General features: G+C 64.3%; 18 protein-coding genes. 9 read left to right on the top strand and 9 right to left on the bottom strand.

Annotated features, from left to right (window positions below):
* Positions 1-45 precede the first annotated feature (45 nt).
* The 4 genes from E1N52_RS21470 to E1N52_RS21455 form a co-directional block, all read right to left on the bottom strand.
* Positions 46-1,491, bottom strand: coding sequence for an MFS transporter (locus E1N52_RS21470; RefSeq protein WP_133184738.1), 1,446 nt, complete (start codon positions 1,489-1,491; stop codon positions 46-48).
* Positions 1,492-1,749: 258 nt separating this feature from the next.
* Positions 1,750-3,027, bottom strand: a complete 1,278-nt coding sequence (locus E1N52_RS21465) for an SUMF1/EgtB/PvdO family nonheme iron enzyme (protein ID WP_133184737.1) — start codon at positions 3,025-3,027, stop codon at positions 1,750-1,752.
* A 134-nt stretch (positions 3,028-3,161) separates the two neighbouring features.
* Positions 3,162-3,917, bottom strand: coding sequence for a helix-turn-helix domain-containing protein (locus E1N52_RS21460; protein ID WP_133184736.1), 756 nt, complete (start codon positions 3,915-3,917; stop codon positions 3,162-3,164).
* A gap of 182 nt (positions 3,918-4,099) precedes the next feature.
* Positions 4,100-4,561, bottom strand: a complete 462-nt coding sequence (locus E1N52_RS21455; protein ID WP_133184735.1) for a universal stress protein — start codon at positions 4,559-4,561, stop codon at positions 4,100-4,102.
* A gap of 332 nt (positions 4,562-4,893) precedes the next feature.
* Between E1N52_RS21455 and E1N52_RS21450 the strand changes: the two genes are divergently transcribed.
* Complete coding sequence (locus E1N52_RS21450) at positions 4,894-6,456, top strand: MFS transporter (protein WP_133184847.1); 1,563 nt, start codon at positions 4,894-4,896, stop codon at positions 6,454-6,456.
* 138 nt (positions 6,457-6,594) lie between these two features.
* On the opposite strand, the gene E1N52_RS21445 is transcribed toward E1N52_RS21450, so the two are convergent.
* Positions 6,595-7,185, bottom strand: a complete 591-nt coding sequence (locus E1N52_RS21445; RefSeq protein ID WP_133184734.1) for an acyl-homoserine-lactone synthase — start codon at positions 7,183-7,185, stop codon at positions 6,595-6,597.
* A 168-nt stretch (positions 7,186-7,353) separates the two neighbouring features.
* On the opposite strand from E1N52_RS21445, the gene E1N52_RS21440 reads away from it, so the two are divergent.
* Positions 7,354-7,668, top strand: coding sequence for a helix-turn-helix domain-containing protein (locus tag E1N52_RS21440; RefSeq protein WP_133184733.1), 315 nt, complete (start codon positions 7,354-7,356; stop codon positions 7,666-7,668).
* Here E1N52_RS21440 and E1N52_RS21435 read toward each other — a convergent pair.
* Both E1N52_RS21435 and E1N52_RS21430 read right to left on the bottom strand, forming a co-directional pair.
* Complete coding sequence (locus E1N52_RS21435; protein ID WP_028206371.1) at positions 7,652-8,356, bottom strand: helix-turn-helix transcriptional regulator; 705 nt, start codon at positions 8,354-8,356, stop codon at positions 7,652-7,654. The genes E1N52_RS21440 and E1N52_RS21435 overlap by 17 nt on opposite strands.
* A 462-nt stretch (positions 8,357-8,818) precedes the next feature.
* Positions 8,819-9,277, bottom strand: a complete 459-nt coding sequence (locus tag E1N52_RS21430; protein ID WP_425468105.1) for a DUF3005 domain-containing protein — start codon at positions 9,275-9,277, stop codon at positions 8,819-8,821.
* A gap of 307 nt (positions 9,278-9,584) precedes the next feature.
* On the opposite strand from E1N52_RS21430, the gene E1N52_RS21425 reads away from it, so the two are divergent.
* The gene (locus E1N52_RS21425; RefSeq protein WP_069267130.1) at positions 9,585-9,818 is read left to right on the top strand and encodes a hypothetical protein; all 234 of its coding nucleotides are present in this window, start codon (positions 9,585-9,587) and stop codon (positions 9,816-9,818) included.
* 125 nt (positions 9,819-9,943) lie between these two features.
* Positions 9,944-10,873: a serine O-acetyltransferase EpsC gene (gene epsC, locus E1N52_RS21420; protein WP_133184732.1), complete on the top strand. Its 930-nt coding sequence runs from the start codon at positions 9,944-9,946 to the stop codon at positions 10,871-10,873.
* 47 nt (positions 10,874-10,920) lie between these two features.
* On the opposite strand, the gene folE is transcribed toward epsC, so the two are convergent.
* Positions 10,921-11,613: a GTP cyclohydrolase I FolE gene (folE, locus tag E1N52_RS21415; protein WP_133184731.1), complete on the bottom strand. Its 693-nt coding sequence runs from the start codon at positions 11,611-11,613 to the stop codon at positions 10,921-10,923.
* A gap of 90 nt (positions 11,614-11,703) precedes the next feature.
* On the bottom strand, positions 11,704-12,627 hold the full coding sequence (locus E1N52_RS21410; protein WP_133184730.1) for a LysR family transcriptional regulator: 924 nt from the start codon (positions 12,625-12,627) through the stop codon (positions 11,704-11,706).
* Positions 12,628-12,936: 309 nt separating this feature from the next.
* Between E1N52_RS21410 and E1N52_RS21405 the strand changes: the two genes are divergently transcribed.
* From E1N52_RS21405 to pcaC, 5 genes are all read left to right on the top strand, one after another.
* A complete protein-coding gene (locus E1N52_RS21405) occupies positions 12,937-13,644 on the top strand; it encodes a 3-oxoacid CoA-transferase subunit A (protein WP_133184729.1) in 708 nt (235 codons plus the stop codon).
* Between the two features lie 17 nt (positions 13,645-13,661).
* A complete protein-coding gene (locus E1N52_RS21400) occupies positions 13,662-14,321 on the top strand; it encodes a 3-oxoacid CoA-transferase subunit B (protein ID WP_042260188.1) in 660 nt (219 codons plus the stop codon).
* Positions 14,322-14,449: 128 nt separating this feature from the next.
* Positions 14,450-15,817 carry a 3-carboxy-cis,cis-muconate cycloisomerase gene (locus E1N52_RS21395; protein WP_133184728.1) on the top strand — a complete coding sequence of 456 codons (1,368 nt, stop codon included), beginning with the start codon at positions 14,450-14,452 and terminating at the stop codon, positions 15,815-15,817.
* A gap of 29 nt (positions 15,818-15,846) precedes the next feature.
* On the top strand, positions 15,847-16,635 hold the full coding sequence (pcaD, locus tag E1N52_RS21390) for a 3-oxoadipate enol-lactonase (RefSeq protein WP_133184727.1): 789 nt from the start codon (positions 15,847-15,849) through the stop codon (positions 16,633-16,635).
* Entirely contained in the window at positions 16,635-17,024 is a 390-nt protein-coding gene (gene pcaC, locus E1N52_RS21385) for a 4-carboxymuconolactone decarboxylase (protein WP_133184726.1), read from the top strand. Before pcaD ends, pcaC begins: the two co-directional genes overlap by 1 nt.
* The last annotated feature ends 37 nt before the right edge of the window (positions 17,025-17,061 follow it).

Here is a 17,061-nt window from a genome sequence, read left to right as displayed (position 1 = left end):
CGGCGGCCGCCCCGATGATCCAGGGACGCTCGAGGAACAGGCAGGTCAGACCGGATTGATCTCGTCCTGGCTGCGCCGCGTGGTGAGGGGCCCAAGCGTACGCAGGGTCACGGCGACGATAGCCAGCGCGACGGAGATCACGCCAAACATCGCGATCGGGCCGTGCTGCGTAAGCACCGGCAGCAGGATGAAGGGCAGGGCGCTGCTCATGATGCGCGAGAGCGAATAGGTGCTGCCGATCGCTGTCGAGCGCACGCTGGCCGGGAAAATCTCCGCTTGATACACGTGGTAAGCGTTGCTGAAAACATTCGACGCGCAGGTCGTCAGCACGCCGAAGCAAACGATCAGCGCAGCCTGCCCCGAATACGCGAAGCCAAGGCCAAAAATCGCAATGGAGATGAGCGAGGCGATCACGAGCGTGCGGCGCTCGATCCAGTTGAGCAGCGGCACGGAGAGCAGCGAGCCGATCGGGTAGCCGAGAAACGAGAGGGCGACGAACAGCGTGCTGCCCGTCACGTCGATGCCACGGCTCTTCACGACCACGCCCGCAAGCGTGCCGAAGCCGTAATAGCCGAAGGCCTGGAACAGGTGAAACACGACGAGCATGATATAGCGCTTGTCATACGGTGCGCGTCGCAGCACGGCAATGCGCTCGGAAAGGCGCAGCGGGTGCTGGCGCGTTTGTGGATCGGCAAAGCGCTTCGGCATCTGCGCGCCGGCACTTTGCGCGAAGCGGCCCAGCATCGCATAGGCTTCGTCGGTGCGGCCTTGCGCGAGCAGCCAGCGCGGGCTTTCGGGCACGCGATGCTGCACGGCCAGCACGAACAGGGCGCCAAGGCTGCCGATGGCGAGAATGATGCGCCATCCCGCGATGCCGCCAAGATGGATCGGGTTGAGCCAAACCGCGAGGAAGCCGACCAGCGGCACCGCGACATACGAGGTGGTATAGGCCCAGGCGGCCATCCTGCCGCGTTTTTCCTTCGGCAGGATTTCCGAAAGGAAACTATCCGCCACCGGATAGATCGCGCCGACGCCCACGCCGGTCAGAAAACGGCAGACGACGAGCATGGTGGCGTCCACGGAGAATGCGGCGAGCAGCGAGAACGCGCTGTACCACACGAGCGTGAACAGGAAGGCGCGGCGCCTGCCGATGCGGTCGGCGAGACTGCCGAGGAAGAGCGAGCCGAAGAACATGCCGATGAAGGCCGAGGCCAGCAAGAGCTTGAACGCGAGGCTGTGCGCATCGAGTCCGTATTCGTTCTGCAGTGCGGAGCCGATCGAGCTGACGAGGAAGATCTCGTACATGTCGAAGAAGAGGCCGATGCCGATCACCCACACCACGAAGCGGTGCAGCGCACCCACGGGCATGTCGTCCATGAAGCTGCCGAGCGTGACGCCTTGGGGGCTTTGAAACGGCGCTTCAGCGGTTAGCGGGCGGCGTGGCGCTTCGCCCGGCGCACTGCCGCCGAGGTCCAGGGGATGGCTGTTCATGCTGTCTCCAGTATTTTCGATGCCGCGCGATGAGTCGCGGTCGGGGCGCAACTCCGTACGAACGGTACGGAGCAGGCGTGATGGCAAGTTTGGGAGATTTTCGCGAGCGCGAAAATTGAGGAAGGGTGAAGCGTGCTTTCCCGCGGGGAAAGGCTGGGGGCGCGGGCGTTATGACGGGTCGGCGCTTTTTCCCCGCATGACTTTGCGGATCACCGCTCCCATGCCGTCGCGTCGGCGCTCAGGCGTGGGGCGGATCGATTAATTCCGGACGCAGCGAAATCCCGCATAAACATACTGGTAACGTGGCTGAAACCAGTTGCGGAACGTCGGCCGCAACATGCACTGGGCGGTGCGCGGCGAGCCGCCTTTCATCGCGTAGTGCTGGCCGTCGAAGAAGTTTGCCGAATACCCCTCGTAGAACGGAAACGCCTTGAAACCCGGCAACGGACCGAAGAGTGTGGAGGTCCATTCCCAGCCGTTGCCGTAGAGGCCTTCCACGCCCCACGTGCTGGCGCTGTCCGGTGTGGCGTCGACGGCCACCGGGTTCCAGTCGCGGAAATCGAAGTTGTCGGTGCGACCGGGCAGCGCGCCGTGCGCCGCGCGCTGCCACTGCGCCTCGCTTGGCAGCGCCATGCCGCGCCAGCGCGCAAAGGCGCTGGCTTCGGCGTGGCTCACATACACGGGCCACGCAAGCGGCAATGCGATGTCTTCGAACATCGTGCGCAGTGTCCAGCCTTCTGGGCCGCGCGACCAGAACACGGGGTGCTCCACATGCGCGCCTTCCTTCCAGGCCCAGTCCGCGTCGTTCCAGAGTTCGCGCCTGCGGTAGCCGCCGTCCTCGATGAATTCGAGAAACGCGCCGTTCGTCACCATGTAGCGGTCGATCTCGAAGGCCGGCACGTCGACCTGCTGCTCGCCGAACTCGTTGTCCCAGCCGAACAGGCCACGCTCGGCAGTCATCCCAAGCTCCGTGCGGCCCGCGGGCACCTGCACCATTTCGGGCTCGACCGCACGGAGCGGGTCGGCGCGCGCGCCCGATGCGGCGGGCGGCTGCTTTTGCTCGAACGGCAGCTGGTGGAGCATGTAGGCGAGCGTTTCGACATGCATGAGCCGATGTTCGATCGCGACGTTCAGCAACTGCCCTGGCGTATCGTGATTCGAGGCATCGGGCGGCAGATCGAGCTTCGAGAGCTGCGCGTCGATGCGGCTGCGTGCATCGCGCCCGTAGGCCAGGACTTCGGCGAGTTCGGGCCAGTCGGCGGGCACATCGGTCGGCAGACCGCCATCGACAGGATCGATACCGAACGCAAACAGCTGATCGAGGCGCGCATCGGCGGAGGGCAGGTCGAACAGGCGCTTGTCGAAGAGGTTGCGGTCGAATGCTTCCAGATGACCGATATAGAACACGATGCGGTGGCGCTCGCGAATGGGCCGCTCGTAGAGAAACTCGGGCTTGACGACGTTGAACAGCGCGTCGCTGGCGCTGCGAGCCGCTTCGAGACGGGCTGCGAGCGTGGGAGATTGCGGGAGATGCATTTCGGCGATTCTCCTTGCGTGGGCGTAGTACGAAACTTTAACCCTGCGCAGGAGTTGTGCCAACGAAGTTGCCGCACCAGTGAGGCGCGGCGTGGGCACCCCGGGCGGGCGGCCCGCCGGGGGCTTGCCACGAATTACAGATGCCGCAGACCTTCGAGATCGATGATGCGGATCAGCTTGCCCTGTGCGTCGATCAGGCCACGCTTTTGAAATCTCGACAGGGTGCGGCTCACCGTTTCGAGCGTCATGCCGAGATAGCTGCCCATGTCCTCGCGCGTCATACGCAGGTTGAACTCCGCATGCGAATAGCCGCGCTGGCCGTTACGTTCGGAGACATCCAGCAGGAACGCGGCGACGCGTTCGTCGGCAGAGAGCGAGCCGAGCACCATCATTTGCGACGATTCGCGGATGAGCTGCTCGCTCATGAGGCGGTGCAGCCGGTCTTGCATGGCGCCGGTTTCGCGGCACAAATGCTTGAGGGCCGAGTAGGGAATGAGGCAAACCGAGCTGTCTTCGAGCGCCACGGCGCTGCAGGTGTGGAAGCCGGTGCTGATGCCGTCGAGGCCCAGCGGGTCGCCGGCCAGACGCAGGCCGGTGACCTGCTCGCGGCCGTCGCGGTGCGCCATGACTGTTTTGAGCGACCCGGAGCGCGCAACGTAGAGATTGTCGAATGCGTCGCCGGCGCGATACACGGCTTCACCGCGCCGCACACTGCGCGCGGAGCAGATCAAGGCTTCGAGTTTCGGCAGGTCGTCGAGCGTGAGGCCCTGGGGCATGCACAGGTGCCGCATGGCGCAAACCGAACAGCGCGTGGACGTGCGCGGTGCCGTCATCGGCGTGCGATTGCTGCGGCGCACGGTGGTCTGAGAAGTGACGGAAGGGTTCAGCATCGACAATGCTCCTTTGATTTCTGTCCAGGCATTGTCTACCGGGGTCGAATCTCAGATTAGTGGCAAAGTGACGCGCATTTAAGATGAATCGTTTTGAGCCTTGTCAGAAGCCGCTCGCGCGGCGTCTGACGGCGCGCAAGCGGCTTTCCAATAGCACGCAAAACCGCGTGTACTTGATGCGACTACTCTGCGGCATTTCCGGCGGCCGAGGGGATCAGCAGGACAGGCAGCGTGGACTGGCGCACGCAGCGTTCGGCAACGCTGCCGAGGATGAGGCGCTGAAAGCCCCGGCGGCCGTGCGTGCCCATCACGATCAGGTCGGCGCCTGCGGTCTTCGCGGCGTTGAGCACGAGAGTCGGGACGTCGTCGAGCGAGGAGGCTTCGCCCGTGACCATGGCGCCTTGCACGCCACGCTCGCCCATCGCCTTATCCATTTCTTCCGCGAGTTCGTTGCCCTGCGCAATCATCTGGTTGCGCAGGATAGACGGGTCGTAGCCGGGCGCGTCGAAATACATGGGTGTGTTCTCGATCACGTAGTACGGCTGCAGGGTCGCGCCCATCGCCTTCGCCAGGTCGAGCGCGGCTTCGAAGGCGCGGCGCGACGTGGCGCTGCCGTCGACGGCGACAAGGATGCGTTTGTACATAAGACCTCCTCTTGAGTGGGATCGAGAATCGCGCGGCCTCGGGCGAAGCTGTGAGGAGGCGGGCGCGGCGTGTTGTGTCGTAACTGGCGAGAAGCTTAATGGATCGCAAGTAAAAACGCAGTCGGACTGTATGAAATGTGGAAGGTACTGGAAGGAAGATCAAGTGGATTGCGTCGGAATACCGCAGCGTCGCCTGGTTTTCGTTTGCTATGCGGTTATGTTGCACGCGCACCGGCATCCCGCTATTGTTGCCTCTTTTTCGCTTCGCGCAGTCTTCCCCTCCCGTGAAACCTTCCTCCGCTAACCTGCCGTTTCGCGACGCGCTGCTGGCCATGCTCGGCATCGGCCTCGTCAACATGCTCGTCGCACTCGATCAAACCGTCGTCAGCACCGCTTTGCCCTCGATCGTCGCCGAACTGCACGGTTTCGAGTTCTACGCGTGGATCGCGAGCGCCTACCTGCTGGCCTCGGTCGTGACGGTGCCTGTGTTTGGCCGGCTCGGCGACTACTTTGGCCGCAAGCGTTTCGTGATCGCCGCGGTGGTCGTGTTTACGGTGGCCTCCGTGCTGTGCGGCCTCGCCACCGACATGCGTTTTCTGGCGGCGGCCCGCGCGCTGCAGGGCGTTGGAGGCGGGATGATGGTGGGCACCGCGTTCGCCTCGATTCCCGATCTCTTTCCCGACCCGCGTGCCCGGGTGCGCTGGCAGGTCGTCATGGCGGCCGCCTACGGCATCGGCACGGCCGCGGGGCCTTCACTGGGCGGCTGGCTCAGCGAGCACTTTGGCTGGCGCTCGACCTTTCTCGTCAATCTGCCGGTTGGCGCGCTTGCACTTTATTTCATCTGGGCGCATCTGCCGCGCTACCAGCCGGCGCGTACCGGCGAGGTGCGCATCGACTGGACGGGCGCCGCGCTCGTCGCACTGGTGCTGGGCGGTTTCCAGACGCTGATCGAAGCGGTGCCCAAGAGCGGCCTGACGGCCGGCAACGGCGTGCTAGCGCTGGCGGTGCTCGTCGGCGCTGCGGCGCTGCTGGCCTGCGAGCGCCGCGCGACGCATCCGATCATCCCGCTCGACCTGTTTCGCGACCCGCAGCTCGTCACGTTGTTTACGCTCTCGACGCTCTCGGGCTTCGTGATGTTCTCGCTGATCTTTTTCGCGCCGCTGCTGCTGCAGGGCGGTTTCGGGCTGTCGCCCCAGGAAGCGGGTCTGCTCGCCACGCCGATCGCCGCCTGTATCGCGCTAGGCAGCCTGATCAATACGCGCATCGTGATCCGGCTGCGCAAGCCCACGACGATTCTCACGGTCGGCTTCAGCCTGCTGGTCGCGGCGTCCGCCGGTCTTGCCTTCGCGTCCCGGCACACGGCGCACCTCTGGCTCGAGCTGGCGATGTCGGCGGTGGGCATCGGTCTGGGTTTCATCCTGAACAATCTGAATATCTTCGGCCAGGAGATTGCCGGGCGCGAGCGTTTCGGCATCACGACAGCCTTGCTGCAATCCACGCGCATGGTGGGCGGCATGCTCGGCACGAGCGTGGTGGCGACCATCGTCAATCATCGCTACGCGGCCGGGGTGGGGGACGCGCTGGCGGTGATCGGCGCGCCGCTGCAGCAGCGTTGGCAACCGCAACTCGCCGATCCGCGCGTGCTGATCGACCCGTCGTTGCGAGAGGGCCTCGTCGCGCAGATGAAGGCGGCGGGGCTCGACGGCGCGGCGCTGATCGATGCGGTGCGCCACGTACTGGTGGATGCGATCCATCTGGGAATCGGCCTGACGGGCTGCGCGGCGCTCGCAGCGGCCCTGTGCGTGGGGCGGATTTCCCACATCCGCTTCAGTCGCAGCGCCTCGGCGGCACAGAAAAGCGGCGAAGTGCAGGCCGACGAGGTCAAGGCCGACTAGGAGCGGCCGCGTTCGGGTGTAGGGAGAGGGTGCAGGTTTTCAGTTATATTTGTCTGACAAAAACAACAGTCTACCTGGCTGAGCGAGGAAGGCCGCAGCGCCCAGCCAGTGCGTATCTGTCCCTTTGCAGCGTCGCCCTCAGGCGGCGTGGGCCATCGCCCCGAACAGCGCGTGGTGCGTTTGCTGGCTCATGGCGATTTCCAGCGCGACGGCGTTCTCAACGCCAATGCGCATCGGCGCGCCAAGCCGCGTCAACTCGATGCCCGTGCGGCGCAGGAGGCGCTCCATCGGCGTCGTGGTGACGGTCACATAGCTGTTGATGCCCGCCCGGTCGGCGAACGAGACGACTGCGCGCATCGCGCTCATGGTCACATCGGCGAAGCCGAATGCCTGGTCGTTGCCCGACTCGATGGCGAAGCGGCTCAGTTCCCAGATGTTGCGGGACGTAGGCGCAGCCTTGCCCTGCAGCAGTTGCGGGAAGGTGTCGCGCAACATGTTGGGGCCTTCGGTGGGCATCAGGCGCCAGCAGCCGCGCACGTGGCCCGCGCCGTCCTGAATCAGCATGTAATGGGGCCCGAGCGCGTCGTAGCCGTCGATTTCCATCCCCGCGATGGTGGGGATGTCCCAGCCCAGGCGGTCGCGGAACACCCGCGCGCGCAGCCGGTACATCTCATTGATGTCTTCGTTGTCGAAGTCCTGTCTCAGTCCGATCCGTATCGCAGCTTGCATGACAACTCTCCCGATTTGTGTGGAGGCGCGGCAGTACGGTTCGAAAGCTATGCGTTATGAATATAAAAAAACACCTATCTAGATAGGTAGGTGCGCAGATAGGACCTCTTAAGGAGAATCAGTTCCGCGGCAGTCACTCATCAGGCATATCTGACAGCGAGAGTCATCATGGAACTTATGAGCAATCAATGGCACTCGGGTGCGAATACCATGTCGTCCCCCGGGGAGCTGTCCTCGGTCGTCGACCGCGTCCTGATCATTGCGTATCGGAAGAAGAAGAAAGAAAGCCAGCGCCGTTTCTGGGCGCGTTTCGGCGTGACGCAGTCGCGCGGCAGCCGGTTCGAGTCGGGCGCGGAGATTCCGCCGCCGGTGTCGATCCTGCTCGGGTTGTATTTCAACAAGACGATTTCGGACGGCGACCTTGGCCGCGCCGAGCGCGTGTTGCGCGGCGAAGCGCCGATGGTGCTTAGCCCGGGTCAATAAGACCCATCTGGGTCGCGATCACGGCTGCCGCTCGCCGTGAGTTCACGCCGAACTTCCCGCGAATGTTCTTCATGTGGAAGTTCACGACGGCCTCAGAGCAATTCAGGATGTGAGAAATTTCCCAAGTGGACTTGCCTAGCGCAGTCCACTTGAGGCATTCCTTTTCCCGTGGCGTCAGTTTGGGAATCAGCGACTGAACATGGTCGTTCAGGTGCCGCTGGCTCGTGTCCAGCACGAGATCGCGCAGCAGGACGAGATTCGGCAACGCGCGGTTCACGTCGTCCCAGAACTTGTCCGTGGGATTCGCGTCGTTGACGAAGCAGAGCATGCCGATTTCCTGGCGCGGGCCATGGATCGGCAGGGTGATGCCTGCGCGCAGCCCGTACGAGCGGGCCTCCTCATACATCGATTGTTGCTGCTCGGTCGCGAAAAGCTCCGGCGACCAGATGAGCGGCGCCGAACGCGTGGTGCAATGCGACACGGTCGGGTCGAAGTAGGCCATACCGTGGTCGTTATACGTCTGCCGCCAGGCGGCCGAGTAGTTCGTACGGATGAACGCATCCTCGAGCCTCATGCCCGGGCGTGGCAAGATCGCCAGCATGAGCTGGCTGAATCCCCACGAACTGGCGAGCTTCGCCACCGCGTCGAACCACGCTGCCTCTTCGGGCGCGTCGAGCACGGGCGACATCTGCTCAATAAAATGTAGAGGCACGTTCAACACTCTCCATCAGCGCTGGGCGAGATCGCGGGGCAAGCCCACAGGCACTCGCTCCTCGCTTCTTATGATGTAAGAATTTATCACTAAATTCCTATCTGATCCCCCCTCGTCTGCAATCCTCCTGCTTTGTGGGGTCATTTCTGTCAGATTTCGGTGACATCGGAGAGAATTCCGCGTCTCCTGAACAAGCGCAGGTGTGCACGAAAGTGCATGGCACGGGAGCTGAAATAAAGGCAGACGGCATTTCGAAAGCGACAAAAGCGTGCAACTCGCCGGGATAATGCCGTCGATTTATCGGCTTTCATTTATTTTCTGGCTTTTCATTTCGAGTTTTAACTGCACTCGACTGAATGCTGTCTGAATCCGCCAGTGCTGCGATATCGCCAGGATAATCGCAAACGATTCGCCGCACGGTGAGCGGCGAACCGTTGTTCAGGGCTTGCGCTGCAACTCGATCACGCGCGTCGGCCGCAGGTGGTTGAGCGCGAAGTGCAGACGTCCAGGGCTGCGGCGCACGCCCGCTTCGCGCGCGGCGTTGCGCTGCCACTCGTCGTCGTCGGGCTCTTCCGGCGCGCTCATGCCGAGGTCGACAACCTCGTAGCCGGACTCCAGCGCGATAGGCAGCCGGTGCACGCCCTTGCGGCTGTCGAAACCCGCCAGCCCGTCATCCGCTTCGGCCACGCTGTTGACGAGCGTCGCATTGCTGGTCGTCACTTCGTCGGGGCCGATGCAGCCTTCGCCCGCCAGGCGTGCCGCCTCGCGGTTCTTGCCGTCCGTGTCGACCGAACTGTCGTGCGTGCGGTCGTTGTGGAGTTCGGCGCTGCGCGGCCGCGACGGCGACGCGCTCACATCTCCCACATTCGGTTTTTGCATGTCGTCGGGACGATTCATGATGCTTCCTCCTTGGAAGATCTGGGTGCCTGCGTTCAGCAGGCAATTCCGCAAGCGCCGTTCCGCTGCAGCGCCGCACCCTTGAATCGGGGTGAAAAGCAAGCCGGTTCGCCAGGAGAACGCCTCCAGCGATGTTGCATTTTTTTCGTTGGTTTGGCCTTTTTCCCAGGAGTATGATCCTCTTTCAACGAGTTGGCGCGCTTTCGATTAATGGGCCGGGCGAGGGCCCATGCTGTGGCTTTGCCGCACGATCCTGAATGCACGCGCCAAATAAAATGGACGAGGCAGTCAGGGGCGGGTGACACACATGCACTTCGACGCTGCATTTACGCATCGTGGCTATTTGCTGAATTGCGCACCGGCGCGTGCCGGTGACGGCACGTATCAGCCGTATGTGGTGATTTCGCGCTCGAGCGACGGCGAACTCGTCGCCAACCGATTTTTCCCTGCCGAATTGCGTTTTTCCGATGAGGGGGCCGCCATCGCCCATGCGCGCGACTGGGCCGTGCGCTGGATCGACGCGAGCACGGTCACGCTGTGAAGGCGCGCGCCTCGCGTGCGTGGATCGGCTCCGAGGGCGCTTCGGCGAACTCCGGCAAAACGCGGTAATCTCTGGGGTCGATACACTCACTCCTGCGCAGACTCTGCGTCTGCTGCCGCATCACCATGTCCAAAGCTGCTTCCCCCGACTGGGGTCTCGAACAGATCGTCGCCGATCTGCGTGCGTCGCGTGAAGAGCGGCACCGCACGCGCCATCCGCTCGGTATCCGCGAACTGCCGTCACGCGATGCGGTCATCAACATCGTGGCCGGCCTGCGCGCCGCGCTCTTTCCTACGCATTACGGCGCGCCCGACCTGACCGACGAGAGCATCGACTACTACGTCGGCCATACGCTCGACAGCACGTTGCGGCTGCTTGCCGAGCAGATTCGACGCGCGCTGCGCTTCCTGCCGGAAAGCTCGCAGGCGAGCGAGGACGAACTGCGCGCGCGTGCATTCGACGTGGCGCGCGAGTTCGGCCGGCAGCTGCCCGATATCCGCGCGCTGCTCGTGAGCGACATTCAGGCAGCGTTCACGGGCGACCCGGCCGCGCAGCACATCACCGAGATCCTGCTGTGCTACCCGGGCGTGTGGGCCATGACGCATCATCGGCTCGCGCATGCGCTGCATCGTCTCGGTGTGCCGCTGCTCGCGCGCTTCATCAACGAGATTGCGCATTCGGCAACGGGCATCGACATTCACCCGGGCGCACAGATCGGTTCGAGCTTCTTCATCGATCACGGCACGGGCGTCGTCATTGGCGAGACGGCGATCATCGGCGAGCGCGTGCGCGTGTATCAGGCTGTGACGCTCGGTGCGAAGAGCTTCGCGGCCGACCTCGACGGTACGCTCGTGAAGGGCAATGCGCGCCATCCGATCGTCGAGGACGACGTGGTGATCTACGCGGGCGCGACGATTCTCGGCCGCGTGACGATCGGGCGCGGCTCCGTGATTGGCGGGAACGTGTGGCTCACGCATAGCGTGCCGCCGGGCAGCAGCGTGCGCCAGGGCAAGATTCGCGAGATCGAGCGCGGCGACGAAGGACCGCTCAAGTAAGGAGGGGAACGGGACACGCGGTCCCGTTCTTTATCTGTGCGTTCCGATCAGGTATTCGAGACGCTCATCGCGCTCGGGTTGCCGACGATCGCGAGAAACTCGCGGCGCGTGGAAGGATCGGTGCGGAACGTGCCGAGCATGCGCGACGTCACCATCGCCACACCCGCCTTGTGCACTCCGCGCGTGGACATGCATTGATGCGCCGCTTCGAGTATCACGCCCACACCCTTGGGCTGCAGGATTTCATTGAGCGTGTCGGCGATCTGCGCGGTCATCTTCTCCTGGATCTGCAGGCGCTTCGCGAATGCGTCGACGAGACGCGCGAGCTTCGAGATGCCCACCACGCGATGCTCGGGCAAATACGCCACGTGCGCGCGCCCGATGATCGGCACCATGTGATGCTCGCAGTAGCTCTCGAAGCGGATGTCCTTCAGCACGATCATTTCGTCGTAGCCGTCCACCTCCGAGAAGGTGCGTGACAGGATCTCGCGCGGATCGACCTCATAGCCCGCGAAGAACTCCTCATAGGCGCGCACGACGCGGCCCGGCGTATCGAGCAGCCCTTCGCGAGCGGGGTCGTCCCCGGCCCAGCGCAACAGCACGCGCACGGCGTCCTCGGCTTCGGCGCGTGACGGGCGCGCGACGGTCGCGCTCGCTGCGCTCTTGCGTTGCTTCGCGGCTTGGGTCGTTGCTTGCTTCGCGCTTTGCTTCGTTTTCCCGGCCTTTTTTTCTTCGCTCATGCATGGGCTCCTGTCATGTGGGAGTACGCCGCTTTGGCGTGCACCACGAGCGCCCATTGTTTCATGTTTTGCCGTGCTTGGCGCGAGGGGTCATTTGGGCCATTCGTCCATGGCGTCGTTGAACAGTTCCGCCACGATGCTACGCAGCCATTCGCCGCGCGGCGCATTGTGATACTTGCGATGCCAGTGCTGCTTGAGATCGAAGCGCGGCAACTGCAGCGGCGGCTCGACGAGCGTGATCGATGCATGTTCGGACACGTAGGCGAAGCCGATTGCATGCGGCACGGTCGCGATGAGGTCGGAGCGCGTGAGAATGAACGGCAGGCTCATGAAGTGAGGCGTTTCGAGCACGGCGCGGCGGCGCATGCGCCTTTTCTCCAGATACTGTTCCAGCACTTCCTGGCTGCGTCCCTCGGCGCGCACGACGGCATGTCCCATGGCGAGAAACTGCTCGATCGTCATGGCTTTGCCCGCGAGCGGATGCCCGCTGCGCATCATGCAGATGAAGCGGTGCGTGAAGAGGCGCTGCTGGAAGAAGTTGTTGCCGCCGAGGTCGGGGAAATAGCCGACCGCGAGATCGATGTCGCCCGATTCGAGACCTCGCTCGACCTGGCTTGGCGGCAGCGACACCGAACGCAGGTTCGCATTGGGCGCACGCTCGGCGAACACCTGCAAAAGGCGCGGCAGAAACACGATCTCGCCGACGTCGGAGAGCGCAATGGAGAACGTGTGCGTGCTCGTGGCGGGATCGAAGTCCTGCGCCTGCAGCATGCCTTTCTCGATACGCACCAATGCGTCGCGCGCGGCGGGAATGAGGCCGAGCGCGCGCGGTGTGGGCTCCATGCCGCGCGAGGTGCGCACGAAGAGCGGGTCGCCGAAGAACTCGCGCAGCTTGCCGAGCGCCGTGCTCACGCGCGGCTGGCTCACGCCGAGCCGCTCGGCGGCGCGGCTCACGTTGCGCGTCTCCTCCATGGCCACGAGATAGGGGATGAGATTCAGATCGAGGTCTTGCATGAAGGCGAAGGCGGCGCTGACTATGTCGAAATCGGATAAAGACTAGTCGATGAATCGCAATTCCGGATATTGGGGTATGTGCCCACGGGTGCGCGTGGCCTGAAGGAAGGGCAGCGCGTGCGGTCCGGCGCGCATCGGCGTCGGCATGAAGTAGATTGCCTGTGTGGGTAGACCCGCCTTGACAAGCGCTTGAATCCACTCTGATAATGCGCTGGACGTTCGCTAAACGAATCAGTGTTCGTATATAGAACTTTTTCGCGATCGAGTGACGTGGACCTTCCGCGATGCGCATCGCTTTCAGGAACAGGCATGATCAACAAGATTTTCGACTCGCTTCAAGCCGCCGTGGCCGATGTGCATGACGGCGCCACGGTGATGATCGGCGGCTTCGGCACGGCCGGTATGCCCGCCGAACTGATCGACGCGCTCATCGAGCAGGGCGCGCGCGACCTCACCATCGTCAACAACAATGCAGGCAACGGCGACATCGGCCTTGCCGCGCTGCTCAAGGCGAAGCGTGTGCGCAAGATCATCTGCTCGTTCCCGCGCCAGACCGACTCGTATGTGTTCGACGCGCTCTATCGCGCCGGCGAAATCGAGCTCGAACTCGTGCCGCAAGGCAATCTGGCCGAGCGCATCCGCGCTGCCGGCGCCGGCATTGGCGGCTTCTTCACGCCCACGGGCTACGGCACGAAGCTGGCCGAAGGCAAGGAAACGCGCCTGATCGACGGCCGTCACTATGTGCTCGAAGCCCCGCTGCACGCCGACTTCGCGCTCATCAAGGCCTTCAAGGGCGACCGTTGGGGCAACCTCGTCTATCGCAAGACGGCGCGCAACTTCGGCCCGATCATGGCGAGCGCGGCGAAGGTCGCCATCGCGCAGGTTTCGGAAGTCGTCGAACTCGGTCAGCTCGATCCGGAAAACATCGTGACGCCCGGCATTTTCGTGCAACGCGTCGTGGAAGTGCCGCAAGCGGCGCATCAAGCGCACGCCGACCAAAGCGGCCAGGCAGCCTGAAGGAACGGAGAGAGGCAATGAAACGACTGAATCGCGACGAAATGGCCAAGCGCGTGGCCGCGGACATTCCCGAAGGCGCATATGTGAATCTCGGCATCGGCGTGCCCACGCTGGTGGCCAACCACCTCGATCCGAGCAAGGAAATCTTCCTGCACAGCGAGAACGGCCTGCTCGGCATGGGCCCGGCGCCCGCGCCCGGCGAGGAAGACGACGAACTCATCAACGCGGGCAAGCAGCACGTCACGCTGCTCACCGGCGGCGCGTTCTTCCATCACGCCGACTCGTTCGCAATGATGCGCGGCGGTCACCTCGACTACTGCGTGCTCGGCGCGTTCCAGGTATCCGTGAACGGCGACCTCGCGAACTGGCACACCGGCGCGCCCGACGCGATTCCGGCCGTGGGTGGCGCAATGGACCTCGCACTCGGCGCCAAGCAGGTGTTCGTCATGATGGAACTGCTGACGAAGCAGGGCGAAAGCAAGCTCGTGAGCGAATGCTCGTACCCGGTGACGGGCGTGGGCTGCGTGGGCCGCATCTATACCGACCTCGCCGCGTTCGACGTCACGCCCGAAGGCCTCGCCGTGCGTGAGATCTATTCGGACATCGATTTTGACGCGCTGCAGAAGCTCGCCGGCGTGCCGCTGATCGACGCGACGCAAAACCGTCGCGCAGCGTAAACTGTCTGTAGACGTGCGCATCGTACGCACGTGAGTGGCGCGGCAACCGTCGGCATTCGTCGACGGTTGCCGCGCCCGCTTCATTCCGCCTGTATCTGAACGCCTGCTTTTTCCACGCGCCACACTCCATGATTGAACGCCTCACGAGCCTGATCTGCGGGACCGAACCGATGAACGCGGTCTGGTCTCCCGATGCCACGCTGCAACGCATGTTGGACGTCGAAGCGGCGCTCGCGCGCGCCTCGGCGGCGCATGGCGTGATTCCGCAGTCGGCCGTGGCCGCGATCGTCGAGGCCTGCGCGGCGGATCAACTCGACGCCCCGGCGCTCGCACGCGACGCCGCGCTGGGCGGCAACCTGGCGATCCCGCTCGTCAAGCAGCTCACGGCGCGCGTGAAGTCCGCCGACCCCGAAGCCGCCAAGTATGTTCACTGGGGCGCCACGAGCCAGGACATCATCGACACGGCCACGGTGCTGCAGTTGCGCGACGCGCTCGCGCTAATCGAGCGCGGCATCGACGCGCTTTGCGCGACGCTGGCGGACCTCGCGCGCACGCATCGCGCGACGCCTGCAGTCGGGCGCACGTGGCTGCAGCAGGCGCTGCCCATCACGCTCGGACTGAAGTTTGCGCAATGGCTCGACGCGATGCTGCGCCATCGCGAACGCCTTGCCGTGCTGCGCGAACGAGCGCTGGTGCTGCAGTTCGGCGGCGCGGCCGGCACGCTTGCGAGCTTGCGCGACGCCGCCCCGGCGGTGAGCGCCGCGCTCGCGCAGGAACTCGATCTCACGTTGCCCGCCGTACCGTGGCACACGCAGCGCGACCGCATAGCCGAAGCTGCATCGTTCTTCGGCATGCTCATCGGCACGCTCGGCAAGATCGCGCGCGACATCTCCCTGCAGATGCAGACCGAAGTCGGCGAGCTGGGCGAACCGGCGGCGGCAGGCAAGGGCGGTTCCTCGACCATGCCGCACAAACGCAATCCCGTGGGTTGCGCAGCCGTCCTGACGGCTGCCACGCGCGCGCCGGGCCTCGTTGCGACGGTGTTCGCGGGCATGGTTCAGGAGCACGAGCGGGCGCTCGGCGGCTGGCAAGCCGAGTGGGATGCGCTGCCCGATCTCGCGCGCCTCGCTGGCGGCGCGCTCGCGCAGATCGAGCAAATCACGGCAGGGCTCGAAGTGCGGCCCGAACGGCTCGCGGCGAATCTCGACATCACGCACGGCCTTATTCTCGGCGAAGCCGTGATGCTCGCACTCGGCGACCAGATCGGGCGTCTGGACGCGCATCATCTCGTTGAGCACGCATCGAAAGCGGCGGTGCAAAGCGGCCGCACGTTATACGAAGTCCTCGCGGCGGAACCCGCCGTCACGAGGCACCTGGACGAAGCGCGCCTCAAGGCGCTGCTCGATCCGGCCAATTACGTGGGGCAGGCGCATGCTTTCGTCGACGCGGTGCTCGCATCGCACGAAGCGAACGCAAAGCAACGCACGTCCCATTGATCATAGAAGACATACGAGGAGTAACACGCATGCCATACGCAGCCGTCAACGACACGCATTTGTTCTACCGCATCGACGGTGCGGAGAACCATTCGGCGCCATGGGTGGTCCTGTCGAATTCGCTCGGTAGCGACGTGTCGATGTGGACGCCGCAGATCGTCGAGTTCACGAAGCACTTCCGCGTGCTGCGCTACGACACGCGCGGCCACGGCCACTCGGCGGCGCCGCTGGGTCCGTACACCATCGAGCAGCTGACCGGCGACGTGATCGGCCTGATGGATCAGCTCGGCATCGAACGCGCGCATTTCGTGGGCGTGTCAATGGGCGGCCTGACCGGCGTCGGCCTCGGCGCGCGTTACGCCAACCGCATCGATCGCCTCGTGCTGTGCAATACGGCCGCGAAGATCGGCTCGCCGGAAGTGTGGGTGCCGCGTGCGGCGAAGGCTCGCAGCGAAGGCATGCTCGCGCTCGCCGAAGCGGTGCTGCCGCGCTGGTACACGCCCGAATTCATCGCGAACAATGCGCTCGTGATGTCGCAGGTGCGCGACGTGTTCGTGCATACGGACAAGGACGGCTATGCTTCGAACTGCGAAGCGATCAACGCTGCCGACCTGCGCGGCGAGGCGCCGTCGATCAAGGCGCGCACGCTCGTGATCTCGGGTACGCACGATCTGGCCGCAACGCCCGCGCAAGGGCGCGAACTGGCCGAATCGGTGCCGGGCGCGCGCTATGTCGAGCTGAACGCCGCGCACATCTCGAACGTCGAGCTGGCGGACGAGTACAACAAGATCGTGCTCGATTTCCTGCTGGGGGCGTGATGAACGACGAAGACCGCTACGAAGCCGGCATGAAGGTGCGCCGCGCGGTGCTGGGCGACACGCACGTCGATCGCTCGCTCGCCAACCGCACCGAAGTGACCGAGGAATTCCAGAATTTCATTTCGCGCTACGCGTGGGGCGAGATCTGGACGCGTGATGGCCTGCCGCGCCACACGCGCAGCCTGCTGACGATCGCGATGATGGTCGCGCTCAACCGCAGCGAAGAACTTGCGCTGCATCTGCGCGCCGCGCGCAATAACGGCGTCACGCGCGACGAGATCAAGGAAGTGCTGCTGCAAACGGCGATTTACTGCGGTGTGCCGGCGGCGAACTCGGCGTTCCATCTCGCCGACCGCATCTTCCGCGAGCAGGACGCCGAGCAGGCCTGATCGTGCGGTGACAGCGCGCGGGGCACTTGCCCCGCGT

The organism is Paraburkholderia guartelaensis, assembly GCF_004353905.1.
Classification (GTDB): Bacteria; Pseudomonadota; Gammaproteobacteria; order Burkholderiales; family Burkholderiaceae; genus Paraburkholderia; species Paraburkholderia guartelaensis.
This window is presented reverse-complemented; position numbering and strand designations above follow the sequence as displayed.